26 protein-coding genes are annotated in these 25,444 nt (G+C 59.9%); 21 read left to right on the top strand and 5 right to left on the bottom strand.

Annotation, left to right across the window (positions count from 1 at the left end; all coding sequences use genetic code 11):
* Window positions 1-151: 151 nt before the first annotated feature.
* From AC4IHP_RS14070 to AC4IHP_RS14025, 10 genes are all read left to right on the top strand, one after another.
* The gene (locus AC4IHP_RS14070; RefSeq protein WP_039760144.1) at window positions 152-868 is read left to right on the top strand and encodes a FadR/GntR family transcriptional regulator; all 717 of its coding nucleotides are present in this window, start codon (window positions 152-154) and stop codon (window positions 866-868) included.
* 133 nt (window positions 869-1,001) lie between these two features.
* The gene (locus AC4IHP_RS14065) at window positions 1,002-1,877 is read left to right on the top strand and encodes an SMP-30/gluconolactonase/LRE family protein (RefSeq protein ID WP_490831948.1); all 876 of its coding nucleotides are present in this window, start codon (window positions 1,002-1,004) and stop codon (window positions 1,875-1,877) included.
* Between the two features lie 270 nt (window positions 1,878-2,147).
* Window positions 2,148-2,966, top strand: coding sequence for an SDR family oxidoreductase (locus AC4IHP_RS14060; protein ID WP_490831947.1), 819 nt, complete (start codon window positions 2,148-2,150; stop codon window positions 2,964-2,966).
* A 137-nt stretch (window positions 2,967-3,103) separates the two neighbouring features.
* Entirely contained in the window at window positions 3,104-4,108 is a 1,005-nt protein-coding gene (locus tag AC4IHP_RS14055; RefSeq protein WP_016770973.1) for a substrate-binding domain-containing protein, read from the top strand.
* Between the two features lie 53 nt (window positions 4,109-4,161).
* The gene (gene araG / locus AC4IHP_RS14050) at window positions 4,162-5,709 is read left to right on the top strand and encodes an L-arabinose ABC transporter ATP-binding protein AraG (RefSeq protein WP_236168407.1); all 1,548 of its coding nucleotides are present in this window, start codon (window positions 4,162-4,164) and stop codon (window positions 5,707-5,709) included.
* Between the two features lie 12 nt (window positions 5,710-5,721).
* Window positions 5,722-6,690 carry an L-arabinose ABC transporter permease AraH gene (gene araH, locus AC4IHP_RS14045; RefSeq protein WP_490831946.1) on the top strand — a complete coding sequence of 323 codons (969 nt, stop codon included), beginning with the start codon at window positions 5,722-5,724 and terminating at the stop codon, window positions 6,688-6,690.
* Window positions 6,691-6,876: 186 nt separating this feature from the next.
* Window positions 6,877-7,590, top strand: coding sequence for a GntR family transcriptional regulator (locus tag AC4IHP_RS14040; protein WP_129997374.1), 714 nt, complete (start codon window positions 6,877-6,879; stop codon window positions 7,588-7,590).
* Window positions 7,587-8,585 (top strand): ADP-ribosylglycohydrolase family protein, encoded by a 999-nt coding sequence (locus AC4IHP_RS14035; protein ID WP_490831945.1) that lies wholly within the window; start codon window positions 7,587-7,589, stop codon window positions 8,583-8,585. The genes AC4IHP_RS14040 and AC4IHP_RS14035 overlap by 4 nt, the downstream gene beginning before the upstream one ends.
* Before the next feature lie 202 nt (window positions 8,586-8,787).
* Window positions 8,788-10,254, top strand: coding sequence for a purine-cytosine permease family protein (locus AC4IHP_RS14030; protein WP_460120712.1), 1,467 nt, complete (start codon window positions 8,788-8,790; stop codon window positions 10,252-10,254).
* On the top strand, window positions 10,247-11,176 hold the full coding sequence (locus AC4IHP_RS14025) for a PfkB family carbohydrate kinase (RefSeq protein WP_490831944.1): 930 nt from the start codon (window positions 10,247-10,249) through the stop codon (window positions 11,174-11,176). Before AC4IHP_RS14030 ends, AC4IHP_RS14025 begins: the two co-directional genes overlap by 8 nt.
* 145 nt (window positions 11,177-11,321) lie before the next feature.
* Here AC4IHP_RS14025 and AC4IHP_RS14020 read toward each other — a convergent pair whose 3' ends face one another.
* The 3 genes from AC4IHP_RS14020 to AC4IHP_RS14010 all read right to left on the bottom strand — a co-directional run bounded on the left by AC4IHP_RS14020 (window position 11,322) and on the right by AC4IHP_RS14010 (window position 12,410).
* Window positions 11,322-11,702, bottom strand: coding sequence for a Rho termination factor N-terminal domain-containing protein (locus tag AC4IHP_RS14020; protein WP_490831943.1), 381 nt, complete (start codon window positions 11,700-11,702; stop codon window positions 11,322-11,324).
* A gap of 61 nt (window positions 11,703-11,763) precedes the next feature.
* Window positions 11,764-12,021, bottom strand: a complete 258-nt coding sequence (locus AC4IHP_RS14015) for a hypothetical protein (protein WP_460120706.1) — start codon at window positions 12,019-12,021, stop codon at window positions 11,764-11,766.
* A gap of 44 nt (window positions 12,022-12,065) precedes the next feature.
* Window positions 12,066-12,410: a hypothetical protein gene (locus tag AC4IHP_RS14010; protein WP_490831942.1), complete on the bottom strand. Its 345-nt coding sequence runs from the start codon at window positions 12,408-12,410 to the stop codon at window positions 12,066-12,068.
* Window positions 12,411-12,797: 387 nt separating this feature from the next.
* Between AC4IHP_RS14010 and AC4IHP_RS14005 the strand changes: the two genes are divergently transcribed.
* From AC4IHP_RS14005 to AC4IHP_RS13960, 10 genes are all read left to right on the top strand, one after another.
* A complete protein-coding gene (locus tag AC4IHP_RS14005) occupies window positions 12,798-13,277 on the top strand; it encodes a GNAT family N-acetyltransferase (RefSeq protein WP_490831941.1) in 480 nt (159 codons plus the stop codon).
* Between the two features lie 159 nt (window positions 13,278-13,436).
* Window positions 13,437-14,099, top strand: coding sequence for a hypothetical protein (locus AC4IHP_RS14000; protein WP_460120701.1), 663 nt, complete (start codon window positions 13,437-13,439; stop codon window positions 14,097-14,099).
* A complete protein-coding gene (locus AC4IHP_RS13995) occupies window positions 14,096-14,590 on the top strand; it encodes a PAAR domain-containing protein (protein ID WP_076563791.1) in 495 nt (164 codons plus the stop codon). The genes AC4IHP_RS14000 and AC4IHP_RS13995 overlap by 4 nt, the downstream gene beginning before the upstream one ends.
* A 6-nt stretch (window positions 14,591-14,596) precedes the next feature.
* Window positions 14,597-15,337 (top strand): alpha/beta hydrolase, encoded by a 741-nt coding sequence (locus AC4IHP_RS13990; protein WP_460120699.1) that lies wholly within the window; start codon window positions 14,597-14,599, stop codon window positions 15,335-15,337.
* Window positions 15,330-15,824 carry a hypothetical protein gene (locus AC4IHP_RS13985; RefSeq protein ID WP_460120696.1) on the top strand — a complete coding sequence of 165 codons (495 nt, stop codon included), beginning with the start codon at window positions 15,330-15,332 and terminating at the stop codon, window positions 15,822-15,824. Before AC4IHP_RS13990 ends, AC4IHP_RS13985 begins: the two co-directional genes overlap by 8 nt.
* A 205-nt stretch (window positions 15,825-16,029) precedes the next feature.
* On the top strand, window positions 16,030-17,019 hold the full coding sequence (locus tag AC4IHP_RS13980) for a 2-dehydro-3-deoxygalactonokinase (RefSeq protein ID WP_490831940.1): 990 nt from the start codon (window positions 16,030-16,032) through the stop codon (window positions 17,017-17,019).
* A 19-nt stretch (window positions 17,020-17,038) separates the two neighbouring features.
* Window positions 17,039-17,659 carry a 2-dehydro-3-deoxy-6-phosphogalactonate aldolase gene (locus tag AC4IHP_RS13975; RefSeq protein WP_460120692.1) on the top strand — a complete coding sequence of 207 codons (621 nt, stop codon included), beginning with the start codon at window positions 17,039-17,041 and terminating at the stop codon, window positions 17,657-17,659.
* A 61-nt stretch (window positions 17,660-17,720) separates the two neighbouring features.
* Window positions 17,721-18,869: a galactonate dehydratase gene (gene dgoD / locus AC4IHP_RS13970; RefSeq protein ID WP_016770960.1), complete on the top strand. Its 1,149-nt coding sequence runs from the start codon at window positions 17,721-17,723 to the stop codon at window positions 18,867-18,869.
* A gap of 194 nt (window positions 18,870-19,063) precedes the next feature.
* Window positions 19,064-20,374, top strand: coding sequence for an MFS transporter (locus AC4IHP_RS13965; protein ID WP_490831939.1), 1,311 nt, complete (start codon window positions 19,064-19,066; stop codon window positions 20,372-20,374).
* A 61-nt stretch (window positions 20,375-20,435) separates the two neighbouring features.
* On the top strand, window positions 20,436-21,239 hold the full coding sequence (locus tag AC4IHP_RS13960) for an IclR family transcriptional regulator (protein WP_016770958.1): 804 nt from the start codon (window positions 20,436-20,438) through the stop codon (window positions 21,237-21,239).
* On the opposite strand, the gene AC4IHP_RS13955 is transcribed toward AC4IHP_RS13960, so the two are convergent.
* Window positions 21,236-22,288 (bottom strand): NAD(P)-dependent alcohol dehydrogenase, encoded by a 1,053-nt coding sequence (locus tag AC4IHP_RS13955; RefSeq protein ID WP_039760107.1) that lies wholly within the window; start codon window positions 22,286-22,288, stop codon window positions 21,236-21,238. The genes AC4IHP_RS13960 and AC4IHP_RS13955 overlap by 4 nt on opposite strands.
* Window positions 22,289-22,478: 190 nt before the next feature.
* Between AC4IHP_RS13955 and AC4IHP_RS13950 the strand changes: the two genes are divergently transcribed.
* Window positions 22,479-23,369, top strand: coding sequence for an AraC family transcriptional regulator (locus AC4IHP_RS13950; protein WP_016770956.1), 891 nt, complete (start codon window positions 22,479-22,481; stop codon window positions 23,367-23,369).
* A gap of 183 nt (window positions 23,370-23,552) precedes the next feature.
* Here the strand turns inward: AC4IHP_RS13950 and AC4IHP_RS13945 are convergent, their stop codons facing one another.
* Window positions 23,553-25,217, bottom strand: coding sequence for an electron transfer flavoprotein-ubiquinone oxidoreductase (locus tag AC4IHP_RS13945; protein ID WP_024013896.1), 1,665 nt, complete (start codon window positions 25,215-25,217; stop codon window positions 23,553-23,555).
* Between the last annotated feature and the right edge of the window lie 227 nt (window positions 25,218-25,444).

Genomic DNA, 25,444 nt, shown 5'->3' with positions numbered 1-25,444 from the left:
GGTTCAGTCAAATAGTTTGCTGACTGACACGCCGCATTCGCGAGCAAGCCCGCTCCCACATTTGGTTTATGGATAAGCTGCAAAATCCGATTGACTGTTATTCGTATGATGATTAGCGTAAGCACCCATCGCGATTCGCCTTGAGGTGTTCATGTCCAGCAGCTTTCATGCGTCAACCGTTGACTGGCTGGGCAGTTGGATCGCCGCTGGCCAGGTCAAGCCGGGGCAGACCATCAAGGTTGAGGCGGATCTGGGTGAGCAGCTCGGCGTCAGCCGTACGGTGATTCGCGAAGCCATCAAGACCCTTGTCGCCAAAGGCATGCTCGAGGTCGGACCGAAGGTCGGCACGCGGGTGTTGCCGGTCCGGCGCTGGAATCTGTTCGATCCGCAAGTGGTCGGTTGGCTGTCGCGCAACGGCTTGCCGGAAAACTTCGTCGATGACTTGCTGGATTTGCGCCGCACCATCGAGCCAATGGCGGTGCGCTGGGCCTGTGAGCGCGCAACGCCAGAGCAGATCGAAGCGGTGCAACTGGCCTTCAACGCACTGGAACGTGCGGTCGACAGCGGCATTGATTACAACCGTGCCGACCAGGCCTTCCACGAATGCATCCTTGCTGCCAGCCATAATCAGTTCATCGAACAAATGGTCCCGGCACTCGGCGCGTTGCTGGCGGTGTCGTTCGAAGTCTCCGCCGCCGACCCCGATGAATTGCGCCGCACCTTGCCGATTCATAAAGACATGGCCGATGCCATCGCCGCGCGCGATTCGACCCGTGGCGTGTGGGCGTGCATGACCCTGATCGACAACGCCGATCTGGCGATAAAACGCTTTTACCCGAAAGTCATGGCCGACCGCAAAGCCAGCTAAGATCGAAAATCCCCTGTGGGAGCGAGCCTGCTCGCGAATGCGTCAGGTCAGATGCATCATCAATGACTGACACGCCGCTTTCGCGCGCAGGCTTGCTCCCACTTTGAAACAACAAGAACATGAAGGATTCCAGATGACCTGCACCGCCCTGACCCAACACCGCGCGCAACTCGGCGAAGGCCCGTTCTGGGATGCGCCGACCCAGGCGTTGTACTGGGTCGATATCGCTGGCAAACAAGCGTTGCGCCTGATCGGCCAGAACGTGCAGATCTGGCAGATGCCTGAACACATCTCCGCCTTCATTCCCTGCGCCAGCGGCGATGCGTTGGTTACGCTCAGCAGCGGTGTCTATCGACTGGATCTCGATTCGCCTGGCCTCGAGCCACGGTTGACGCTGTTCTGCGTCGCCGACCCGCAACCGGGCAACCGCCCCAACGAAGCCCGTTGCGATGCCTTGGGCCGGTTGTGGTTGGGCACCATGCAAAACAACATCGGCGAGCACGGCGAGGATCTGCCGCTGGTGCGCCGTTCCGGTGGCCTGTTTCGTATCGATCCCGATCAGCGCGTGACACCGCTGCTGCTCGGTCTGGGCATCCCCAACACTTTGTTGTGGAGCGATGACGGCACCTCGCTGCTGTTTGGTGAAAGTCTCGACAGCACGCTCAATCGATATTTCATCCGCACCGACGGCAGTCTTGATGCGCCACAGGTGTTTTACTCCTCCGATCAACACGGCGGCCCTGACGGCTCGGCCATGGATGCCGAAGGCTACGTGTGGAATGCACGCTGGGACGGCAGTTGCCTGTTGCGCCTGACGCCGGACGGGCAGGTGGATCGCAAGATCGATCTACCGGTCAGTCGCCCGACCAGTTGTGTGTTCGGTGGCGAAGACTTGAAAACCCTGTTCATCACCAGCGCGAAGAGTCCGCTGAACCATCCATTGGATGGCGCGGTGCTGAGCATGCGCGTCGACGTTGCAGGAAAACTCTGTGCGCGTTTTGCTGGCTAGATCCCAAAATATGGGATGCAAAATTATATATTGAGATTATTTGGCGGTCGGGTTTATAGTCGGCTCCAGCAGTAACACGCACTCACACTTAAAAAGAACAAAACAGGTGAAGTGATGCAGCGAATTCTTGTCGCCCGCGCAAGCGGGATCCGCCTTTCGTCACGGCTTAATGCTGTCGGCGACGCTTGCCTGTTTGTTTTCCCCAGCCGTCAGAACCGGACATCCACCGATGCCCGGTTTTTTTGCGCCTGCGCGCAGGAGGCCTGAGCCATGGCTGAAGCGCTGACATTGCCGCGAGTGCCGGCCCCGCCGAAAGGCGAGCGCCTGAAAAACAAGGTCGTGCTGCTGACCGGGGCCGCTCAGGGCATCGGCGAAGCGATCGTCGCCGCCTTTGCCTCGCAGCAAGCCAGATTACTCATCAGCGATATCCAGGCCGACAAGGTCGAGCAGGTCGCCGCTCACTGGCGGGATCAGGGCCATGACGTGCAAGCGCTCAAGGCTGACGTATCGAATCAGCAGGATCTGCACGCCCTGGCCCGACGCGCCGTGGAATTGCATGGCCGCATCGACGTGCTGGTCAACTGCGCCGGGGTCAATGTGTTCCGCGATCCTTTGCAGATGACCGAAGAGGACTGGCGCCGTTGCTTCGCCATCGATCTGGACGGCGCCTGGTATGGCTGCAAAGCCGTGCTGCCGCAGATGATCAAGCAGGGTGTGGGCAGCATCATCAACATCGCCTCGACCCATTCCAGCCACATCATTCCCGGTTGCTTCCCGTACCCGGTGGCCAAGCATGGCCTGCTCGGCCTGACCCGCGCCCTCGGCATCGAATACGCGGCCAAGGGCATTCGCGTCAACGCCATCGCGCCGGGCTACATCGAAACGCAATTGAACGTCGATTACTGGAACGGCTTTGCCGATCCGCACGCCGAACGGCAGCGCGCCTTTGATCTGCATCCGCCCAAGCGCATCGGCCAGCCGATCGAAGTGGCGATGACGGCAGTGTTCCTGGCCAGCGATGAGGCACCGTTTATCAACGCTTCGTGCATCACCATCGATGGTGGTCGCTCGGTGATGTACCACGACTGAATGAAACGGATTTCCAGCGCTGAACTACGCTTGAAATCCAATCATCATACGATATGACTATTTTCAACCAGCTTCACTGAGAACACGCTTCAACGCTTTTCAAACCTTGCTCAAAAAAAATAACAAGGAGTCATCTGATGAAACGTCGTTTCGGGATTCGTACCCTGTGCAGCACTGCCCTGGCGGTCACTGCGTTCAGCCTGAGCAGCGCGCTGCTCGCCGCCGACGCGGTGAAGATCGGTTTTCTGGTCAAGCAGGCCGAAGAACCGTGGTTCCAGACCGAATGGGCTTTTGCCGAAAAAGCCGCCAAGGACAAAGGCTTTGAACTGATCAAGATCGCCGTGCCCGATGGCGAGAAAACCCTCTCGGCGATCGACAGCCTCGCCGCCAACGGCGCCAAGGGCTTCGTGATCTGCCCGCCGGACGTGTCTCTGGGCCCTGCCATCATGGCCAAAGCCAAGATCAACGATCTGAAAGTGATTGCCGTCGACGACCGTTTTGTCGACGCCAACGGCAAATTCATGGAAGACGTGCCGTACCTGGGCATGGCCGCATTTGAAGTTGGCCAGAAGCAGGGCGCCGCGATGGCCGCCGAAGCGAAGAAGCGTAACTGGGACTGGAAAGACACCTACGCGGTGGTCAACACCTACAACGAACTCGACACCGGCAAGAAGCGCACCGACGGTTCGGTCGATGCGCTGAAAAAGGCCGGCATGCCTGAGGACCACATCCTCTTCGCCGCACTGAAAACCCTCGACGTACCGGGCAGCATGGATGCCACCAACTCGGCGCTGGTGAAACTGCCGAGCGCGGCGAAAAACCTGATCATCGGCGGCATGAACGACAACACCGTGCTCGGCGGCGTGCGTGCCACCGAAGCGGCCGGTTTTGCCGCGAGCAACGTGATCGGCATCGGCATCAACGGCACCGACGCCATCGGCGAACTGAAAAAGCCTAACAGCGGCTTCTTCGGTTCGATGCTGCCAAGCCCGCACATCGAAGGCTACAAGACCGCCGAAATGATGTACGAGTGGATCACCGCCGGCAAAGAGCCGCCGAAGTACACCGCCATGGATGACGTCACCCTGATCACCCGCGAAAACTTCAAGCAAGAGCTGGAAAAAATCGGCTTGTGGAACTGAGGCAGCGACGGCCCGGGCAGCCGGGCCGTTTTTCGGTGTGAAGAGGTGGCTTTATGCACGCGCAAGTACAGACACAAGAACAACACGGCGCCAGCGGCAGCCTGCGCTTCAACGGGATCGGCAAGACCTTTCCCGGCGTGAAAGCGCTCGACGGCATCAGCTTCGTCGCCCACCCCGGCCAGGTTCATGCCCTGATGGGCGAGAACGGCGCGGGCAAATCGACCCTGCTGAAGATTCTCGGTGGTGCTTACATTCCGAGCAGCGGCGAGCTGCAGATCGGCGAGCAGGCGATGGCGTTCAAGTCCACCGCTGACAGCATCGGCAGCGGCGTCGCGGTGATTCACCAGGAACTGCATCTGGTCCCGGAAATGACCGTGGCCGAAAACCTGTTTCTCGGTCATCTGCCGGCCAGTTTCGGCTTGATCAATCGCGGTGAGCTGCGCCAGAAAGCCTTGAATTGCCTGAAAGGCCTGGCCGACGAAATCGATCCGCAAACCAAGGTCGGACGCTTGTCGCTGGGCCAGCGGCAATTGGTGGAAATTGCCAAGGCGCTGTCGCGCGGCGCCCACGTTATCGCTTTCGATGAGCCGACCAGCAGCCTCTCGGCGCGCGAGATCGATCGCTTGATGGCGATCATCGGGCGTCTGCGCGACGAAGGCAAAGTGGTGCTCTACGTGTCCCATCGCATGGAAGAAGTCTTCCGTATCTGCGACGCCGTCACCGTGTTCAAGGACGGCCGCTACGTGCGTACCTTCGATGACATGAGCCAGTTGACCCACGATCAACTGGTGACCTGCATGGTCGGCCGCGATATTCAGGATATCTACGATTACCGCCATCGCCCGCGTGGCGCCGTGGCGTTGAAAGTCGACGGCCTGCTCGGCCCGGGCCTGCGCGAGCCGATCAGTTTCGAAGCGCACAAAGGCGAAATCCTTGGCCTGTTCGGGCTGGTCGGGGCAGGGCGCACCGAGCTGTTTCGCCTGCTCAGCGGCCTGGAGCGCAACACCGCCGGCCGTCTCGAATTGCGCGGTCATGAGCTGAAGCTGCGCTCGCCCCGTGACGCGATTGCCGCCGGCATTCTGCTGTGCCCGGAAGATCGCAAGAAAGAAGGCATCATCCCCCTGGCCAGCGTCGCCGAGAACATCAACATCAGTGCCCGTGGTGCGCATTCCGGGCTCGGCTGCCTGATTCGCGGCTTGTGGGAAAAGGGCAACGCCGACAAGCAGATCAAGGCCCTGAAAGTGAAAACTCCGCACGCCGGCCAGCAGATCAAGTTCCTTTCCGGCGGCAACCAGCAGAAGGCCATTCTCGGTCGCTGGCTGTCGATGCCGATGAAAGTCCTGCTGCTCGACGAACCGACCCGTGGCATCGACATCGGCGCCAAGGCCGAGATCTACCAGATCATTCATAACCTCGCCGCCGACGGCATTTCGGTGATCGTGGTGTCCAGCGATCTGATGGAAGTGATGGGCATTTCCGACCGCATCCTGGTGCTGTGCGAAGGCGCCCTGCGCGGCGAAGTCAGCCGCGACCAGGCCAATGAATCCAACCTGCTGCAACTGGCTTTGCCACGCCACCGCGCTGACGGCGTGGCGAACTGAGAGGTGACTATGATGACTACGCAAAACGAAACCCTGCCGACCGAGCGCAAACCGCTGGACCTGCGGCGCTTCCTCGATGACTGGGTCATGCTGCTGGCGGCGATCGGCATCTTTGTCGCCTGCACACTGCTGATCGACAACTTCCTCTCGCCGCTGAACATGCGTGGCCTGGGTCTGGCGATTTCCACCACCGGCATCGCCGCGTGCACCATGCTTTATTGCCTGGCATCCGGGCACTTCGACCTCTCGGTCGGCTCAGTGATCGCCTGTGCCGGCGTTGTCGCGGCGGTGGTGATGCGTGACACCAACAGCGTATTTCTCGGCGTCAGCGCGGCACTGGTGATGGGCCTGATCGTCGGACTGATCAACGGCATCGTGATTGCCAAGTTGCGCGTCAATGCCCTGATCACGACGCTGGCGACCATGCAGATCGTGCGCGGTCTGGCCTATATCTTTGCCAACGGCAAAGCGGTCGGCGTTTCGCAGGAATCGTTCTTCGTCTTCGGCAATGGCCAGCTGTTTGGTGTGCCGGTGCCGATCCTGATCACCATTGTCTGCTTTCTGTTCTTCGGCTGGCTGCTGAACTACACCACCTACGGGCGCAACACCATGGCCATCGGTGGCAACCAGGAAGCGGCGTTGCTGGCGGGCGTCAACGTTGACCGGACCAAGATCATCATCTTCGCCGTGCACGGTGTGGTCGGCGCGCTGGCGGGTGTGATTCTGGCGTCGCGGATGACTTCCGGGCAGCCGATGATTGGTCAGGGTTTTGAACTGACGGTAATCTCTGCCTGCGTACTGGGCGGGGTGTCGCTGAGCGGCGGGATTGGCATGATCCGCCATGTGATTGCCGGTGTGTTGATTCTGGCGATCATCGAGAACGCGATGAACCTGAAGAACATCGACACGTTTTATCAGTATGTGATTCGTGGTTCGATTCTGCTTTTGGCTGTGGTCATTGACCGCTTGAAACAGCGCTGACACAAGCACTTCCCTGTGGGAGCGAGCCTGCCCGCGAAGGCATTGGCACATCCAGCGTTGATGTGTCAGGGATACCGCCTTCGCGAGCAGGCTCGCTCCCACAGCTGATCGCGCCATTCCTGCCTTCTGTCATCTCCCTTAAATAATTCTTGCTCGTCAGCGACCGTTTCGGTTATCAATTTGTACATGATTAGACAGGTACGATTCGACAAGAAACAAAGGGTGGTCGACGAGCTCGTCCGACGCATCGAAAGCGGCCTCATGGAGGACGGCTTTCTATTGCCCGGCGAACATCAGTTGGCTCAGGAATTCCAGGTCAGCCGTGGCACCTTGCGTGAAGCGCTGGCCGAACTGAAGCGGCGTAAATACATCGCCACGCAGAGCGGGGTTGGCTCCATCGTCACCTTCGACGGTGTCGCGCTCGACCAGCGCAGCGGCTGGGCGCAGGCGCTGGCCGACAGCGGGGCGCTGATCAATACCGAAGTGCTGCGTCTCGAAGCGGTGACCCGTCCGGATCTGCTGGTGCGGTTCGGCACCGATCAATTCATCACCCTCGACCGTCGCCGGCGCGCCACCGACGGTACGCTGGTGTCTCTCGAGCGCTCCTTGATGCCGGCCAACGGCGGCCTGGAAAGCCTGCCCCGCGTCGGTTTGATCGACAACTCCCTGACCATCACCCTGGCCGCCTACGGCTATATCGGCGAGCGCGGCGATCAGTGGATCGGCGCCGAGCCGTTGAATGCTGAAGATGCCGAGCTGCTCGGCCGTCCGGTCGGCACGGTTTTTCTCAAAGCCCTGCGCACCACCTACGACCGGCAGAACCGTTTCATGGAGCAGGTCGAAAGCCTGCTCGACCCGGTGCATTTTCGTCTGCACCTGCAATTTGGAGAATCGAAATGACCGCGCTCGACCGTGCGCTTGGCGCTTTCTATGGTCTGGCCCTGGGTGATGCGCTGGGCATGCCGACGCAGTCGCTCGATCGCGAAACCATCAAGGCGCGCTTCGGCCAGATCACTGATCTGCAAGACGCAGGTCCCTTGCAACCGATCGCCGCGAACATGCCCAAGGGCTCGATCACCGATGACACCGAACAGGCGATTCTGGTCGGCGAGTTATTGGTCGAAGGCCACGGCCGCATCGAACCGGCGGTCCTCGCCCAGCGCTTGATCGAATGGGAAGCCGAGATGCAGGCCAAAGGCTCGCAGGACTTGCTCGGCCCCTCGACCAAACGCGCCATTGAAATGATCCTCGCCGGGCATTCGCCGGAAGAAGCCGGGCGCTACGGCACTACCAATGGCGCGGCGATGCGCATTACTCCCGTCGGCATCGCCGCGAATATGGCCGATCCGCAGCGCTTCATTGCGGCGGTCGTGCAGGCGTGCCAAGTGACGCATAACACCACGCTGGGGATTTCCAGTGCGGCGGCGGTGGCGGCGGTGGTCTCCGCTGGGATCAACGGCGTCGATCTGGGCGAGGCGCTGAACCTTGGCCAGCAGATGGCCCAGCAAGCGGAAGCCCACGGGCACTGGGTGGCCGGAGGGCGCATGGCCTCGCGCATCAGTTGGGCACGCAGCATCAGCGTCGACAGCGACAAAGCACTGCTCGCCGATCTGCTCTACGACGTGATCGGTACATCGGTGGCGTCGCAGGAGTCGGTGGTGGTTTCATTCGCACTGGCCCAGCAAGTGGCCATCGGCGAGATGACGGCATTCGAAGCGCTGTGCATGGCTGCCAGCCTGGGCGGCGACACGGATACCATCGCGGCGATTCTCGGCGCCATGCTCGGGGCCTGCCTGGGGCTTGGGTGCTGGCCGCAGCCGATGATCGAGACGGTGAAAGCTGTTAATCATCTGCAGCTTGAGCCGTTGGTGCAGGGGCTGTTGGCCTTGCGTTGACTGGCTGGCCTCTTCGCGAGCAGGCTCGCTCCCACAATTGGAATGCAGTTCCTTGTGGGAGCGAGCCTGCTCGCGAAAGGGGCGGCGCATTTCTAAAGAATTCACACAGCAATGGATCGCACAGACAGGCCTCGGAAGGCCGGTTGTCTTGTCGTTTTGCATCATTGCCACAACCACAAAAAAGGCAAACAGGAGCATTTTCATGAGTTCATCAACCGCCGGGCAGAGCGTCGGGCAACTGGAAACCCGGGGCATCGAGCCCGTGCCGGAAGCCGAGTGCAACGGTCATCCGCTGCAACTGTTCTGGGTCTGGTTCGCCGCGAATATTTCCATCCTCGGCCTGCCGCTGGGAGCCACGCTGGTGGCGTTTCGCGGGCTGGCGATCTGGCAGGCGATCATCGTCGCCATCCTCGGTGCCGCCGGTTCGTTTGCCGTGGTCGGGATTATTTCGATTGCCGGGCGTCGTGGCCGCGCGCCGAGTCTGACGCTGTCGCGGGCAATCTTCGGCGTACGCGGCAACATCGGCCCGACGCTGGTTTCGCTGATGTCGCGTCTGGGTTGGGAAACCGTCAACACCACCACCGCAGCCTTCGTCCTGCTGTCGCTGTGTTCGATCCTGTTTGGCTCGCCGGTCGAGGCGAAAAGTGCGCCGATACTGACGCTGATCTTTATCGCCATCTTCGTCCTGCTGACCTTGTCAGTGTCCGGCCTCGGCCACGCGACCCTGCTGGTAATCCAGAAGTGGGCGACGTACGTGTTCGGCGCGCTGAACATTCTCGTCGGCGGTTTTCTCTGCGCGACCATCGACTGGAGTGCGGTGTTCAACGCCACGCCGGCGCCGCTGAGCGCAATGATCATCGGCATCGGCACCATGGCCGCCGGTACTGGCATCGGCTGGGCCAACGCTGGCGCTGACATGTCGCGCTATCAGCATCGCAGCGTCAAGGCTGTGCGCCTGGTGGCGTCGGCGGCGTTCGGCGCAGGGATTCCGCTGGTGCTGCTGATCACCCTCGGTGGCTTGTTGTCGGTGGGCAACAATGACTTGGCTTCGGCGACTGACCCGATCGTGGCGATCCGCGACATGCTGCCGACGTGGATGGCCGTGCCGTACCTGATCACCGCGTTCGGTGGCCTGCTGCTGTCGAACAACCTGTCGGTGTACTCCGCCGGCCTGACCACGCTGACCCTGGGCCTGAAGGTGAAACGCGTCTACGCGGTAGTGGTGGATATCGTCGCGATCTTCGCCGGCTCGATCTACTTCATGCTGATCGCCGACAGTTTCTACGGCCCGTTCATTACCTTCATTTCCCTGCTGGCAGTGCCGATCACTGCCTGGGTCGGGATCTTCGTGGTCGACCTGATTCACCGTCACTACTACAGCCCCAAAGACCTGCTCGACGTCAGCCCGAGCAGTGCCTACTGGTATCGCGGCGGCATCGAGTGGCGCGCGTTTGGCGCCTGGGCGATCGCCATCGTCCTCGGTTTCAGCTTCACCACCATCGGCACCACGGCGGAAAACGTCTGGTTCAAGGGCTTTCTGTCCGATTCCTGGCTGGGCCACAACGGCCTCGGCTGGATCGTGACCTTCGTCGTCGCCGGTGGCCTTTACCTGATACTGGGCGGCGCGAAAGATCGTCGCGCCGCGCAACCCGAGAATGCTCATGCCTAAGATGTTGCACACCGGCCAGGTCATCATCGACCTGGTCATGGCCGTAGATAAATTGCCGCAGATTGGCGGCGACGTGTTGGCGCAATCGGCGGGTTTCGAAGCCGGCGGCGGCTTCAACGTGATGGCGGCGGCGGTGCGTAATGGCCTGCCGGTGGTCTATCTCGGTCGCCATGGCACGGGACGTTTCGGTGATTTGGCACGCCAAGCGATGCACGCGGAAGGTATCAGCATCGGCATCCGCGAATCGGCCAAGCGCGATACCGGTTTGTGCGTGGCGCTGACCGATGCCTCGGCTGAACGCAGTTTCATTTCCTACATCGGCGCCGAAGGCGAGGTGACCGAGGACGATCTGAACAGCGTGGCTGCCGAGCCCGGCGATTACGTTTATCTCAGCGGCTACAGTCTGCTGCACGAGGGCAAGGCGCAGGCGTTGCTCGACTGGACGCTGGCACTGCCGGCGTCGGTCAACGTGGTGTTCGATCCAGGGCCGCTGGTGGAATCGCCTGAGGCTCCGATGATTCAAGCTTTGCTGCCGCGCATCGATGTGTGGACCAGCAACAGTGTCGAGGCGCTGCGATTTACCGGAGCCGATGAGATTGGTGTCGCGATGGATCGCCTCGCGGAACTGCTGCCGGAAAGTGTGCTGATGGTGGTGCGCGACGGGCCGCAGGGTTGCTGGATTCAGCAGGGCAGTGAACGTCGGCAGGTGCCGGGATTTGCTGTGAAAGCAGTGGACAGCAATGGTGCCGGCGATGCGCATGCCGGGGTGTTTGTTGCTGGATTGGCCCAGGGGCTGGATGCAGCGGAAGCGGCGCGGCGGGCGAATGCGGCGGCGGCGCTGGCGGTGACTCGCTGGGGGCCGGCTACATCGCCGGGGAGGGCGGAGGTGGATGCGTTTATCCGCGAGTCCTGCGGCGGCTGACCTCAAACCTTCGCGAGCAGGCTCGCTCCCACATAGGATCTAAGTCGTATACAAATCTTCTGTAGGAGCTGCCGAAGGCTGCGATCTTCTGATCTTGAGAAGCACAAGATCGCAGCCTTCGGCAGCTCCTACAGTGGGCGTCTTTCTAGCCAGCCTTGCGCAACGCCTCAATCAACTCCTGCTTGCGCATTGAAGACCGCCCCGGAATATTCTTCGCTCGGGCTTCCTTCATCAGGCTATCGACAGTCTGCGTATCCTTAGAAGTCTCGCTGTTGCGTGAATGGCCCTTGCGGCTGGACACCGCGCGCCGCGATGACTCTTTGCGATCTTCCGACTTGGCACTGGCGGGCTTCTTGCGCCCCGAGCCACCGGACTTTTCGCCGCCGCCGGACTGTTTGTTCACCGTCGCCCAGGCGCGCGCCTCAGCCTCATCTTTCGACACGCCCTTTTTCTCGTAGCCGTCTTCGATGTGCTCGGCTTTGCGCTTCTGCTCGCTGGTGTATTTGTCTTTGCTTCCACGAGGCATGGGATATCTCCTCAAGTTGCGGATCCGGCCGCTCGCCGCTTCGACGGCGAGCGGCTTGGCACTACTGCAGATCCAGTTTGCGCGCCGCTTCGACGCCGGCAGAACTGAGCTTGATCGGCAGGTTCAGCGAGTGTTCGCCTGCTTCGCTCAAGGTCACATGACCATGGTGAATCAGCCCGCGATCCTGCAGGGCGGCGAGGGCGCTGGCCACGACTCTCTCGCCCCGGTAATTGTCCAGCACCTCCTTGCCCAGGCCGTTGGGATGGGCGTGCAGCAGGCGGGTGAGGACTTCTTTTTCCAGGTCTTTGTCGACGTTCATGGTTACCTCTTCATGGGAGTGAATAGGGCGCTCGCGTCGGCGAACTACTGACCGGCACCTTCGGAACCGGAGCCACCGGTGGTGGTTTTCGAACCGACACCGGGGCCGGCATTGTCAGGCGCAGTGGCAGGAGAGTCAGGCGTGTTCATGCCACCCTGACGGCCCGGATCGCTGCCTTGAGTGCGCGGATCGGTGCCGGTGGCGGGCGGCTGATTGATCAGCGGCACGCCGGAGCCATCGGTATTCATACCGGGAGCACTGTTAATGGCGGGCGCGCGTGGCGGGGTCGGATCGGTAGGGCCAGTGCCCGCTGCCGTGGAAGAGGCGGCGAACACCGCAGGGCAGAGCAGGGCGCTGAAGACTAAAGCGGTCAACCTTGACAGGATCATAGGGCTTCTCCAGTGATTGGAATCCTTACACTTGGTTGGTCAGCCCTGATGACGGTTTGGTGCCTGATGATCGACGAACGGTCTTCGCCGGGGTCGCATGTCTGCTGTTCAGACGATGCCGATCTTCAGTGTTTCCATGGGTGCAAAACAGTTAACGGTCATAAGCATCCTTTCAGAATGTGCGGTATCAACTGTGGGAGCGAGCCTGCTCGCGAAGGCGTCATTTCAATCAGACGTTGATTCAACTGACAGAATGCTTTCACGAGCAGGCTCGCTCCCACAAGGGCGACGGTGTTCAACAAATTGGGCAAGTCAGGATGTTTGCCATGTGACGAGCGCCGCTGCGCGCCTTAGTATGGCGCTTTAATTTGCACACAAGGCCCGTTCATGACGATCGAAATCCGCCCTGCGACCCCCAGCGATGCGCCGCAAATCCTCGCCTTCATCACCGAACTGGCAGATTTCGAAAAGGCCCGTCACGAAGTCATCGCCAGCGTCGCCGACATCGAACGCAGCCTGTTCGGCGAAGGCGCGACCGCCCATGGCCTGATCTGCCTGCGCGACGGCGTGCCAATCGGCTTTGCGGTGTTCTTCTTCAGTTATTCTACGTGGCTGGGCAGCAACTGCCTGTACCTCGAAGACCTCTACATCACCCCCGAACAGCGCGGCGGCGGCGCCGGCAAAACCTTATTGCGCCACCTGGCAAAAATCGCCTGCGCCAACGACTGCGGCCGCTTCGAATGGAGTGTGCTGGATTGGAACACTCCGGCCATCGAATTCTACAAATCCCTCGGTGCGCAACCGCAGGAGGAATGGGTGCGGTATCGCATGGATGGGAAGGTGTTGCGCGAATTTGCCGAGGGCTGAGCACAATGATGGCAATCTACTGCTGATTCAGTTGTCGCCACCGCTCTAGTCCGGCATTCTGTGCGCCATTTTTGCGCGCTCACGGACGACACCTGCAATGCATCTGGCAAAATTTCTCCGCGCCTGTGGAGCCCTCGCTGCGTCAATGAGTGACCAGCTATGAGCGGACTGCAGGCGTCCATGCGTCTGTATGGTCTGGTGAAAACCACCGGCTCTTCTGACGACCCGAATCGACAGGCTGTCGAAATCCTCTGCATGGCCCAGCGCACCGGCGGCCTGGCTATTCGGGCTTTCGTGTCGCGGCTCGACGCTGAGTTGATGTCGCGCAGCGCCGGCCTCGGCGAATACCGTGTGGTAGCGCTGAGAACCTTTGATCCCACAGCGATTATCGACGCTCATCAAGGCTGGCTGATGCTGCACATCTGTTGCGGCTTCGTCGCTCTCGCCGGCCATTCTCTGTTGGAAAACGGTGCGTTGATCCCGATGGGCTGGCACGTCTACTCCGAAGTGGGGCGCTGGACCTCCAGGCATCATCTGGACCTTGGCGTGGAAATGGGCGACTTGCTGCAATCGACTTTCGAGCGCAATCACCTGCGCAATTACAACGCCTGGCTCAACGAACTTGATGATGCAACGCCTGCCGAGTTGAGGTGGCAAGCCAACGAAGCCTGGCGTGCCATACAAACCGCGACATCACCTGAAAGCCGGGAGCATTGTCATGCTCTGTTCGACCCGGTCGACAATCGCTGGCGCTTTGCCGCGACCGACATCGACATCTATCAGCCATCCCCGGCACCCCTTAAGCAAGGAGCTTTGAATTGAGTGGTAAACCCGCAGCACGCGTCACCGACCCAACCGCCTGCCCACTGCCAGGTCATGGCACCAACCCGATTGTCTCCGGCTCGCCGGACGTATTCTTCGACGGCCTCGCTGCTGCACGCATGACCGATAAATCAGCGTGTGGCAGCCCTATCACCGGAGCGGTCTCCGGCACTGTTTTCATTAACGGCCTGAACGCCGCGATGCTCGATAGCACTGGTGGGCATGGCAATGTCGTGATCGGTGGCTCGGGCACGGTGATCATCGGCCAAAGTGGGGGAGGGGCTGCGTTTAGCGGGCTGTTGCCGATGCCGGTGCATTTCAACGATCGGATGCAAGTGATCAATGAGATCACAGGAGAGCCCATGCCGAATCATCCCTACGCGATTCAACGCGGTGATGGACGCGTCGAACACGGCGTTACCGATGGCAAGGGTTTCACTCACACGGTGAGCTCGCACCTGCCTGAATCCATCAAATTGTTCGTAGAGTAAGAAGCCATGGCCGCTGAAAATTCGCAATTGAAAGGCTGTCAAAGATTGGTCGTGACACACGAATTAACATGTAAAACCGACGCGACCGTAAAGCAGGCTACGGTTAGCCCGAAAAAAATTGTTTTATTTTTCGTCGGAGGGGCGGGAGACAAGGAGAGTTATTACGGAACGGGACCGAACAATAATGTGGCGGAGGCGCTGAAAATATTCATCAAGAATATGGATGCCGAAGGCCTTTGCGCTGATACCTACGACGCGTATCACATCGGTTATAACGACTTCATCAGTGACGAGGGATTGAAAGCGAATGTGTTGGCGAAGATTCCTGATCTCACAACTCCCGTTTACATCGTCGGCCATAGCCTGGGGGGCTGGAATGGAGCTCATCTGTCTAAAGTGCTGTCCGATAAAGGCTATCGAGTCGCGGTATTGGTTACTTTGGATCCCGTCGGAGAGGGCCAGATCGTATGGGGCATATCTAATATTTATCAAAAAGAGCCTACTCCCAAAGCTGAATATTGGGTGAATGTAAGGGCTGATGCCAAAGACTGGAACTTTTCTGATCTCGTGGCGGATTTTGGAGAGCAGTGGGACATGACAAGCGGCCCGAACATGAACGGCCGGGTAGATGTGAACCACGCCGACGCCTGGGCTATTTACATTGCCGTATTAAGTAGCGGAATGTCTGCTAGGGATGTTCTTATGCAGTCAGTGGTATTGCATTTCAAGGGGCGGAAATGTGCGTAAATTTTTACTGGTTTTAATGTTTTTGGTCTGTGCGTCATGCGCTATCAGTCACGGGCGGCCAACTGCCCATATTGAGTACATGAGTACGGAGCGTTATCTAAATCGAAATATTTACCAAGTCAAGTTTTCTTCTGACGTTGATGTGGGGCAGTTATTCGAGTCAAAAATAAGCCAATCGCTTCTCTGTTCTTTTGATCAAAAGACGGATTTCTCAACGGCGCAGAATCTGAAGGAATACGGCGAGGGCTGGCTAGAGCCGGTAAATTCAGGGGAAGGGATGGTCTTTAAAGCAGATCTGATGTTTTACAAGGTTAAGGAATCGACAAGTTATGCGCTTATGAGTAACGATGAGTTAAAGGCATTGCTGGCTCGTCAACAGTCAATAGCTTGTAAAGTCAGAATCAACTCATACTCTTACAAGATCTATTTATCGAAGGTCATGGAGATTCCAGTTGAAGATCTAATGAGAGAAGTCAATAAATACTGAGGTGGCAGGGCTCGCTGATTGATACGGGCATTTCGGGCCCGTAGGCCCGACCGATTCGCCAGCGCGACTGAGCCATCCTTTATGCAAGCCAAAAGCTAAAATGCATAATCCCACAATGTGGGATTGATATTTATATATTGAGATTTCCCGTCCCTCGGGTTTATAGTCCATCGCACTCACTGCCAAAAACAAAACAGGTGAAGCGATGCAGGCGCAATTGATCGCGCTCGATTGGGGGACGACCTCATTACGTGCTTACAAACTCGCGGCGGACGGTGTGGTGCTGGAGCAGCGTGCGCTGTCGTCCGGGATCATGCAGTTGCCCAAGACCCCGCGAATCATCCACGGGCGTGAATGCGCCGATGGTTTTGAACTGGCCTTTGACGAGGCCTGCGGTGACTGGCTCGATGCGCAGCCGGATCTGCCGGTGATCGCTTGCGGCATGGTCGGCAGTGCGCAGGGCTGGCGCGAAGCGGCTTACTGCGAAACGCCCGCCGACGTCGCTCATCTCGGAAATTCCCTACAAACCGTTATCAGTCTGCGCGGCAAGCCGGTGCATATCGTTCCGGGCGTGATCCAGCGTTCGCGACTGCCCAATGTAATGCGCGGCGAAGAAACCCAAGTCCTCGGCGTGCTGCAAAGTCTGCCGGCCGAGGCGGGTAATGATCTGCTGATCGGCCTGCCCGGCAGCCACTCGAAATGGGTGGAGGTGGTCGATGGCCGCATCATCCATTTCGATACGTTCATGACCGGCGAAGTTTTTGCCGTGCTCAGCGAGCACAGCATCCTTGGCCGTACCCAGCAACCGAGCGCGGCCTTCGATGCGCAAGCGTTCGATCGCGGCGTGCAAATCGCGCTGTCGACGGATGCCGAGCTCGGTGTGCTCTCGACCTTGTTCAGCGCCCGCACCCTTGGCCTGACCGGTGAATTGAGCCCGACTGCTCAGGCGGATTATCTCTCCGGCCTGATGATCGGCCATGAGCTGGCAGCGCTTGCCAATGTGCAGCGGCGCCGGCGCAATCAAGCGAACCTTCCAGCGATCGTGCTCATCGGCAATGCGCAATTGTGCACGCGCTACCAACGTGCCCTCGACGTCTGCGGCTTTGCTCAGGTAACGCTGGCCGAGCAGGCGACCGAGCGTGGCCTGTGGCAACTGGCGCGTGCCGCCGGACTGATCGATTCCTCATCCCGTTAACCCTGACTGGAGGCCTGACATGCTCAAGCAAGCACTGGCACAAAACGGTCTGATCGCGATTCTGCGTGGCCTGCAACCGCAGGAAGCGGCGGCTGTCGGAGAAGTCCTGTATTCCGCCGGATTTCGCGTCATCGAAGTACCGCTCAATTCCCCATCGCCATACGAAAGTATCCGCATCCTGCGCGACGCGCTGCCCGCCGATTGCCTGATCGGTGCCGGCACGGTGCTCACCCCCGAGCAGGTCGAGCAGGTCAAAGCTGCTGGCGGACAAGTGATCGTCATGCCGCACAGTGATGCCAAGGTGTTGCGCGCGGCGAAAGCGGCGGGGCTGTACCTGTCGCCGGGTGTGGCCACGCCGACCGAAGCCTTCGCCGCTTTGGCCGAGGGTGCGGACATTCTCAAGCTGTTTCCGGCCGAGCAAATGAACCCGGCAGTCGTCAAAGCCTGGCTCGCGGTGTTGCCAGCCGGCACGGTGCTCGCGCCGGTCGGCGGGATTACGCCGGACAACATGCAGGCCTTTATCGACGCCGGGGTGAAAGGTTTCGGCCTAGGTTCCGGCCTGTTCAAACCGGGCATGACCCCGCAGCAAGTGGAGGTCAATGCCAAGGCCTACGTGGCTGCCTGGAAAGCCCTGCGTTAAGACTTTTTGGCGCTGTGTGCGCTGCATCTAATAAAAGCTGCATTTACAAAAGAGAGCAGAGATGAAAATCACCAAACTCACGACCTTCATCGTTCCGCCGCGCTGGTGCTTCCTCAAGGTCGAAACCGACGAGGGCGTGACCGGTTGGGGCGAGCCCGTGGTCGAAGGGCGCGCGCACACGGTTGCCGCAGCGGTGGAAGAATTGTCCGACTACCTGATCGGCAAAGACCCACGCAATATCGAAGACATCTGGACGGTGCTTTATCGCGGCGGCTTCTACCGTGGCGGCGCGATCCACATGAGCGCACTGGCCGGTATCGATCAGGCGTTGTGGGACATCAAGGGCAAGGCCCTCGGCGTGTCGGTCAGCGATCTGCTCGGTGGCCAGGTACGCGACAAGATTCGTGTGTACTCGTGGATCGGCGGCGATCGTCCGGCCGACACCGCGCGTGCGGCGAAAGAAGCAGTAAGCCGTGGTTTCACGGCGGTGAAAATGAACGGCACCGAAGAATTGCAGTTCCTCGACACCTTCGAGAAAGTCGACCTCGCCTTGGCCAACGTTGCCGCCGTGCGTGATGCGGTGGGGCCGAACGTCGGTATCGGCGTTGACTTCCACGGCCGCGTGCACAAGCCGATGGCCAAGGTGCTGATGAAGGAGCTCGACCCGTACAAGCTGATGTTCATCGAAGAACCGGTGCTCAGCGAAAACTACGAAGCGCTGAAAGAACTGGCGCCGCTGACCAGTACGCCGATTGCCCTGGGCGAGCGGCTGTTCTCGCGCTGGGACTTTAAACGGGTGTTGAGCGAAGGCTACGTCGACATTATCCAGCCGGATGCCTCCCACGCTGGCGGCATCACCGAAACCCGCAAGATCGCCAACATGGCCGAAGCCTACGACGTCGCGCTGGCACTGCATTGCCCGCTGGGACCGATCGCGCTGGCGGCCTGTTTGCAACTCGACGCGGCTTGTTACAACGCGTTTATCCAGGAGCAGAGCCTCGGCATCCATTACAACGAGAGCAACGACTTGCTCGACTATGTGAAGGATCCGCGCGTCTTCGACTACGACCAAGGCTTCGTGAAGATTCCAAACGGCCCGGGGCTGGGCATCGAAATTAACGAGGAATACGTGATCGAGCGTGCGGCGGTCGGCCACCGCTGGCGCAACCCGATCTGGCGTCATGCCGATGGCAGCTTTGCCGAGTGGTGATCTTCTGATTCAGCACTGATCCCTGTGGGAGCGAGCCTGCTCGCGAATGCAATGTCACATCCGCCATCCATGTGACTGACCCGACGCTTTCGCGAGCAGGTCGAATCGTCGCACCGTCGCTCCCACAGTTTTTGATCTCCAGGGAGAGGAGATCTGCGTCATGACCTCAACAAACATAAAAAGAGGCATCTCTCATGCAAACGCACACCCTCTCCGGGCAGGCGTCTTTAGTCACGCCTAGCCGCAAGCGATTTTTCATCATGGTGTTGCTGTTCATCACCGTGGTCATCAATTACCTCGACCGCAGCAACCTGTCGATTGCCGCGCCGGCGCTGACCAGTGAGCTGGGCATTGATCCGGTCCATGTCGGTCTGATCTTCTCCGCCTTTGGCTGGACTTACGCCGCGATGCAGATCCCCGGCGGCTGGCTGGTCGATCGCGTGCCGCCACGGATCCTTTACAGCGTCGCGCTGCTGCTGTGGTCGGTGGCCACGGTGATGCTCGGTTTCGTCAGCAGCTTCATCGCCCTGTTCGTGCTGCGCATGGCCGTCGGTGCGCTGGAAGCGCCGGCCTATCCGATCAACAGCCGCGTGGTTACCACCTGGTTCCCTGAGCGCGAACGCGCCACGGCAATCGGGTTTTACACCTCCGGGCAGTTTGTCGGTCTGGCCTTCCTGACCCCGGTGCTGGCGTGGCTGCAACATGCATTCGGCTGGCACATGGTGTTCGTCGCCACCGGCGCGGTGGGCATTCTCTGGGCGCTGATCTGGTACGCGGTGTATCGCGAGCCGCGCGATTTCAAAGGCACCAACCAGGCGGAAATCGACCTGATCCGCGAAGGCGGCGGGCTGGTGGATATCCAGGCCGAGACGGCCAAGGTCAAGGCCAAATTCAGCTGGTCCGATCTGGGCATCGTTCTCAGCAAGCGCAAGTTGTGGGGTATCTACCTCGGCCAGTTCTGCCTGAACTCGACGCTGTGGTTCTTCCTCACCTGGTTCCCGACCTATCTGGTGAAATATCGCGGCATGGACTTCATCAAGTCCGGCCTGCTCGCGTCCCTGCCGTTTCTTGCCGCGTTCGTCGGTGTGTTGTGCTCGGGATTCTTTTCCGACTTCCTGATCCGTCGCGGCTACACCGTGGGCTTCGCGCGCAAGTTGCCGATCATTGGCGGACTGCTGATTTCGACTTCGATCATCGGCGCCAACTTTGTCGAGTCGACGCCGCTGGTGATTGCCTTCCTCGCCCTGGCATTTTTCGGCAACGGTCTGGCGTCGATTACCTGGTCGCTGGTGTCGACGCTGGCACCGGCGCGTTTGCTCGGTCTGACCGGTGGCGTGTTCAACTTCATCGGCAACCTGTCGGCGATTGCTACGCCGATCGTGATCGGCTTCCTCGCCAGCGGCGATTCGTTCGCGCCGGCGATCACCTACATCGCCGTGCTCGCGCTGGTCGGTGCCTTGTCCTACGTGCTGCTGGTGGGCAAGGTCGAGCGTATCGAGTTGTAGTGCTCTGCGTCGGGCGACCATAATGCCGCCCGTTCCTTCGCTCAACGGTAAAAGGCTGGATATGCAGGAAGACGCCCCGGAAAAAACCAAGGACGCCGCGCCCACCGGCACCCAGACGCTGCTGCGCGGCCTCGGGGTGGTGCAGGCGGTAGCCAGTGGCGCGCGTGATCTCAAGGAGATTGCCCGGCTGATCGGCACCACGCGCAGCACCACCCATCGTCTGGCCAGTTGCCTGGTCGACGAGCGTTATCTGCGCGTGGTCCCGCAGATCGGTTATCTGCTCGGGCCGAAGCTGATCGAACTGGGCTTTCAAGCCCGCGAAGAGTTGCCACTGGTGACGTTGGCCGGGCCATATCTGGACGAGTTGTCGGCACTGACCGGCGATACCGTGCACCTCGGGATCCGCGAGGGCGACGAAGTGCTGTATCTATTGAAGAATCCTGGACGCAACGGCCCGGAAATGCGCTCACGGGTCGGCCATCGCATGCCGCTGGTACGCACCGGGATCGGCAAGGCCTTGATGCTCGATGACTCGCCACAGGATTGGCGGCGGCTGTACGACATCAGCCTGCCGGCGGGTGGCAAAAGTCAGTTCTGGCCGCAGCATCCCCAGCAGTCGTGGGAACAGCTTGAGCAGCGCATGGGCGAATACGTCGCCGGTGGCTACGCGTTCGATCTGGAAGACAACGAACCGTCGATCCGCTGCGTGGCGGCGCCGATTCGTGATGCGAGCAAGGGCATCGTCGCGGCAATCAGTATCGCCAGCACCGTGCCGTACATGCCGCTGGAAAAAATGGCCGAGTTGATCCCCCTGCTCAAAGGGGTTACAACCCGGCTATCAGCTGAGCTAGGGCTTAAGGTTTAAGCCTTCAGCGTCGCCATGTCGATGACGAAACGGTATTTCACGTCACCGGCAATCATCCGCGCGTAGGCTTCATTGATATTGCGGATGTCGAGCATTTCGATGTCGCAGGTAATGTTGTGCTCGGCGCAGAAATCCAGCACTTCCTGGGTTTCGGCGATACCACCGATCAAGGAGCCGGCCAGCACGCGGCGGCTCATCACCAGTTTGCCGGCGTGGACGGGCGGGTTCACTGGCTCGATCAGGCCGACCAGAATGTGCACGCCGTCGAAACGCAACGTGTCGAGGTACGGGTTCAGATCGTGCTGCACCGGGATGGTGTCGAGCAGGAAGTCGAAGTAGCCGGCAGCGGCCTTCATTTGCTCTGCATCGGTGGAGACGATCACATGATCGGCGCCCTGACGGCGACCTTCTTCAGCCTTGCTCGCCGAGCGGGTGAACAGTGTCACTTCCGCGCCCATCGCCTTGGCGAACTTGATGCCCATGTGGCCGAGGCCGCCCATGCCGAGAATCCCGACCTTGTCACCGGCCTTGACGCCGTAATGCTTGAGCGGCGAGTAGGTGGTGATGCCGGCGCAGAGAATCGGTGCGGCGCTGGCCAGTGCCAGACGTTCCGGAATGCGCACAACGAAGTGTTCGCTGACCACGATGCTGTCGGAGTAACCGCCCATGGTGTTGCTGCCATCGACTCGGTCCGGGGTGGCGTAGGTCATGGTCGGGCCTTCGAGGCAATATTGCTCGAGGTTCGCCTGGCAGGCTTCGCAGCTGCGGCAAGAGTCGACCATGCAGCCGACGCCAACCAGATCGCCTACTTTGTGACGGGTGACATTCGCACCGACAGCGGTGACTTTTCCGACGATCTCATGGCCGGGCATCAGCGGATAAACGGCGATGCCCCATTCATTGCGTGCCTGATGGATGTCGGAATGGCAGACGCCGCAGTACAGAATTTCGATCGCCACGTCGTCGGCGCGCGGGCTGCGGCGTTCGAATTTCATCGGGGCGAGGGGAGTGGTGGCCGACTGGGCGGCATAGCCGATGGCGGTATACATGGGTGACCTCGCAAAAACAGTGACAAGTGAGGCGGTGAATTCTGGGCGCCAGACGCGGGTGCGGCCATGACGATTTCTCCGGGTCTCATGCCTAATCCTCCGGCATGCGGGTTTCGGCCATCGCATTGGCCAGCGGATCTGCGATGATGTTTTCATCCCTTTTTCCGTGATTTTTACGAAGACTAATTCGATGCAGTTGACCCGTCATCTTGATGCCAATGCCCGGCTGGTTTCGTTGATCGAACCGCTGGCGCTGCGCGATGGCTACAGCCAGACCGGTCTGCCCGGTGTGCAGATCTTGCGCGCCAGTTGCGACGTCGCCCGTGGTCCGCATATCTACGAGCCGAGCCTGATGATCATCGCCCAGGGCAGCAAACTGGCGTTCCTCGGCCCTCGGACTATGGAGTACGGCGCCGGCCACTACCTGATTCAAGCGCTGCCGGTGCCGTTCGAATGCGAAACCTTTGCCTTGCCCGATGCGCCATTGCTCGGTGTGTCGGTGGCGATCGATCGCGTTCTGCTCGGCGAACTGGTGCTGGCCATGGGGCTGGCTCCGGGGCGGCATATTCCGGCGCAGACGCCGGAGTCGATGACCTCGGTGGTGCTCGACGATGGCATGCGTGGCTGTGTTGAGCGGCTGCTCAGCTGTCTGCACGATCCGCTGGAATGCCAGATTCTCGGCCCGGCGCGGGTTCGCGAATTATTGTTCGTCGCGCTGCGCGGGCCGCAAGCGGATGTGCTGCGTGCGCTGGTCGAGCAACAAGGGCAATTCGCCCGGGTCGCGGCATCGATCAGCCATCTGCATGCGCATTACACCGAGCCGCTGAATGTCGAGACATTGGCTGGTTGCGCGAACATGAGCGTGTCGACCTTTCATGAGCATTTCAAACGCAGCACATTGTTGTCGCCGGTGCAGTATCTGAAACGTTTGCGCTTGTTGAAGGCGCAGACGCTGCTGGTGGCGGAGGGGCTGGGCGTGGCGCAGGTGGCGCATCGGGTGGGTTATCAGAGCACGTCGCAGTTCAGCCGCGAGTACAAGCGTTACTTCGAACGCAGCCCGGGGGACGAGCGCGCAGCCTGATCCGACGATATCCCCTTTGGGAGCGAGCCTGCTCGCGAAGGCGGTGTGTCCGTCGACATCATCTTTATATGACACACCGCTTTCGCGAGCAGGCTCGCTCCCACAGTTGTTTTGTGGTCTCAGAGCAATTTTGGGCAACAAAAAGGCCCCCATTTCGGGAGCCTTGTCGTTCAGCGTTTCGACTTACATGTTCGGGTAAGTCGGGCCGCCGGCACCTTCCGGTGCCACCCAGGTGATGTTCTGCGCAGGGTCCTTGATGTCACAGGTCTTGCAGTGCACGCAGTTCTGGGCGTTGATCTGGAAGCGCTTCTCGCCGTCTTCCTTGGTGATCACTTCGTATACGCCGGCCGGGCAGTAACGCTGCGCCGGTTCGTCGTACAGCGGCAGGTTTTTGCTGATCGGGATGCTCGGATCGGTCAGCTTCAAGTGGCACGGCTGCTCTTCTTCGTGGTTGGTACCGGAGATGAACACCGAGCTGAGTTTGTCGAAACTCAGTTTGCCGTCGGGTTTCGGATAGTCGATCTTCTTGCAGTCGGCCGCGAGCTTGAGGCAGGCGTAATCCGGCTTGGTGTCGCGCAGGGTGAACGGCAGCTTGCCGCCGAAGATGTTCTGGTCCAGCCAGTTGAAACCACCACCGATGATTGCGCCGTACTTGTGAATCGCCGGGCCGAAGTTACGGCTGGCGAACAGTTCTTCATGCAGCCAGCTGTTCTTGAACGCGTCGACGTAAGTGGTCAGTTCGACGGTGCAATCCTGCTCGGCGAACAGCGCATCTGCCACCGATTCCGCCGCGAGCATGCCGGACTTCATCGCGGTGTGGCTGCCTTTGATCTTGGCGAAGTTCAGGGTGCCGAGGTCGCAACCGATCAGCGCGCCGCCCTTGAAGACCATTTTCGGCAGCGAGTTCAGGCCGCCCTTGGCGATGGCGCGGGCGCCGTAGCTGACGCGCTTGCCGCCTTCCAGATATTGCTTGAGCACCGGGTGATGCTTGAGGCGCTGGAACTCATCGAACGGCGACAGGTAAGTGTTGCTGTAGGACAGGTCGACGATCAGACCGACCACCACCTGATTGTTTTCCAGGTGATAGAGGAACGAGCCGCCAGTGTTTTCGGTGCCCATGATGTCCAGCGGCCAACCGGCGGTGTGCACCACCAGGCCCGGCTGATGCTTGGCCGGGTCGATTTCCCAGATTTCTTTCAGACCGATGCCGTAATGCTGCACGTCGGCATCGCTGTCGAGGTTGTAGCGCTTGATCAGTTGCTTGCCGATGTGGCCACGGCAGCCTTCGGCGAACAGCGTGTATTTGCCACGCAGTTCCATGCCCGGGGTGTACAGGCCTTCTTTCGGATGGCCTTCGCGGTCGACGCCCAGATCACCGGTGATGATCCCGCGCACCACGCCGTTTTCATCGATCAGCGCTTCCTGAGCGGCGAAGCCCGGGTAGATTTCCACACCGAGGTTTTCAGCCTGTTGAGCCAGCCAGCGGCACAGGTTGCCGAGGGAGATAATGTAGTTGCCTTCGTTGTGCATGGTCTTGGGCACAAAGAAGTCAGGAATCTTCTGCGCACTGTCGGCGTTTTTCAGCACGAAAATGTCATCGCGTGTGACGGGCGTGTTCAGCGGCGCGCCGAGTTCTTTCCAGTCCGGGAACAATTCGTTCAATGCGCGGGGTTCGAACACCGCACCGGAGAGGATGTGCGCACCGACTTCGGAGCCTTTTTCGACCACGCAGACGCTGATTTCCTTACCGGCATCAGCGGCCTTCTGCTTCAAGCGGCAGGCGGCGGACAGACCAGCGGGGCCGGCACCGACGATGACGACGTCGAATTCCATGTATTCGCGTTCCACAGGCTATCTCCTACTCAAGGCTCAACAGTTTTTTTTCTAATATGGAGGTTTGATCTCGCATCCGTATTGCCTTTACGTTAACGTCAAAGGGAATATTGGCGAATCCACCTTTCTCTCTAGGCGGCGCATTATATCTACACCACTCCCAGCGTCCAATACAAACGTTTGTTTGAATCGCCTCCAGCCCTGATAAATCAAAGAAGCGCGGCTTATGACAGGGCATTTTG

It is taken from the genome of Pseudomonas sp. UF-293, assembly GCF_058245595.1.
This window is presented reverse-complemented; position numbering and strand designations above follow the sequence as displayed.

What these genes read in the sequence shown, in the direction of transcription:
- AC4IHP_RS14055 (WP_016770973.1), top strand. Translation starts at nt 3,104, where the DNA reads ATGAAACGTCGTTTCGGGATTCGTACCCTGTGCAGCACTGCCCTGGCG.
- AC4IHP_RS13955 (WP_039760107.1), bottom strand. Translation starts at nt 22,288, where the DNA reads ATGTATACCGCCATCGGCTATGCCGCCCAGTCGGCCACCACTCCCCTC.
- AC4IHP_RS14030 (WP_460120712.1), top strand. Translation starts at nt 8,788, where the DNA reads ATGAGTTCATCAACCGCCGGGCAGAGCGTCGGGCAACTGGAAACCCGG.
- araH (WP_490831946.1), top strand. Translation starts at nt 5,722, where the DNA reads ATGACTACGCAAAACGAAACCCTGCCGACCGAGCGCAAACCGCTGGAC.
- AC4IHP_RS13990 (WP_460120699.1), top strand. Translation starts at nt 14,597, where the DNA reads ATGGCCGCTGAAAATTCGCAATTGAAAGGCTGTCAAAGATTGGTCGTG.
- dgoD (WP_016770960.1), top strand. Translation starts at nt 17,721, where the DNA reads ATGAAAATCACCAAACTCACGACCTTCATCGTTCCGCCGCGCTGGTGC.
- AC4IHP_RS13975 (WP_460120692.1), top strand. Translation starts at nt 17,039, where the DNA reads ATGCTCAAGCAAGCACTGGCACAAAACGGTCTGATCGCGATTCTGCGT.
- AC4IHP_RS14010 (WP_490831942.1), bottom strand. Translation starts at nt 12,410, where the DNA reads ATGATCCTGTCAAGGTTGACCGCTTTAGTCTTCAGCGCCCTGCTCTGC.
- AC4IHP_RS13980 (WP_490831940.1), top strand. Translation starts at nt 16,030, where the DNA reads ATGCAGGCGCAATTGATCGCGCTCGATTGGGGGACGACCTCATTACGT.
- AC4IHP_RS13960 (WP_016770958.1), top strand. Translation starts at nt 20,436, where the DNA reads ATGCAGGAAGACGCCCCGGAAAAAACCAAGGACGCCGCGCCCACCGGC.
- AC4IHP_RS13950 (WP_016770956.1), top strand. Translation starts at nt 22,479, where the DNA reads ATGCAGTTGACCCGTCATCTTGATGCCAATGCCCGGCTGGTTTCGTTG.
- AC4IHP_RS14070 (WP_039760144.1), top strand. Translation starts at nt 152, where the DNA reads ATGTCCAGCAGCTTTCATGCGTCAACCGTTGACTGGCTGGGCAGTTGG.
- AC4IHP_RS14005 (WP_490831941.1), top strand. Translation starts at nt 12,798, where the DNA reads ATGACGATCGAAATCCGCCCTGCGACCCCCAGCGATGCGCCGCAAATC.
- AC4IHP_RS14035 (WP_490831945.1), top strand. Translation starts at nt 7,587, where the DNA reads ATGACCGCGCTCGACCGTGCGCTTGGCGCTTTCTATGGTCTGGCCCTG.
- AC4IHP_RS14060 (WP_490831947.1), top strand. Translation starts at nt 2,148, where the DNA reads ATGGCTGAAGCGCTGACATTGCCGCGAGTGCCGGCCCCGCCGAAAGGC.
- AC4IHP_RS14025 (WP_490831944.1), top strand. Translation starts at nt 10,247, where the DNA reads ATGCCTAAGATGTTGCACACCGGCCAGGTCATCATCGACCTGGTCATG.
- AC4IHP_RS14020 (WP_490831943.1), bottom strand. Translation starts at nt 11,702, where the DNA reads ATGCCTCGTGGAAGCAAAGACAAATACACCAGCGAGCAGAAGCGCAAA.
- AC4IHP_RS14000 (WP_460120701.1), top strand. Translation starts at nt 13,437, where the DNA reads ATGAGCGGACTGCAGGCGTCCATGCGTCTGTATGGTCTGGTGAAAACC.
- AC4IHP_RS13965 (WP_490831939.1), top strand. Translation starts at nt 19,064, where the DNA reads ATGCAAACGCACACCCTCTCCGGGCAGGCGTCTTTAGTCACGCCTAGC.
- araG (WP_236168407.1), top strand. Translation starts at nt 4,162, where the DNA reads ATGCACGCGCAAGTACAGACACAAGAACAACACGGCGCCAGCGGCAGC.
- AC4IHP_RS14015 (WP_460120706.1), bottom strand. Translation starts at nt 12,021, where the DNA reads ATGAACGTCGACAAAGACCTGGAAAAAGAAGTCCTCACCCGCCTGCTG.
- AC4IHP_RS14065 (WP_490831948.1), top strand. Translation starts at nt 1,002, where the DNA reads ATGACCTGCACCGCCCTGACCCAACACCGCGCGCAACTCGGCGAAGGC.
- AC4IHP_RS14040 (WP_129997374.1), top strand. Translation starts at nt 6,877, where the DNA reads ATGATTAGACAGGTACGATTCGACAAGAAACAAAGGGTGGTCGACGAG.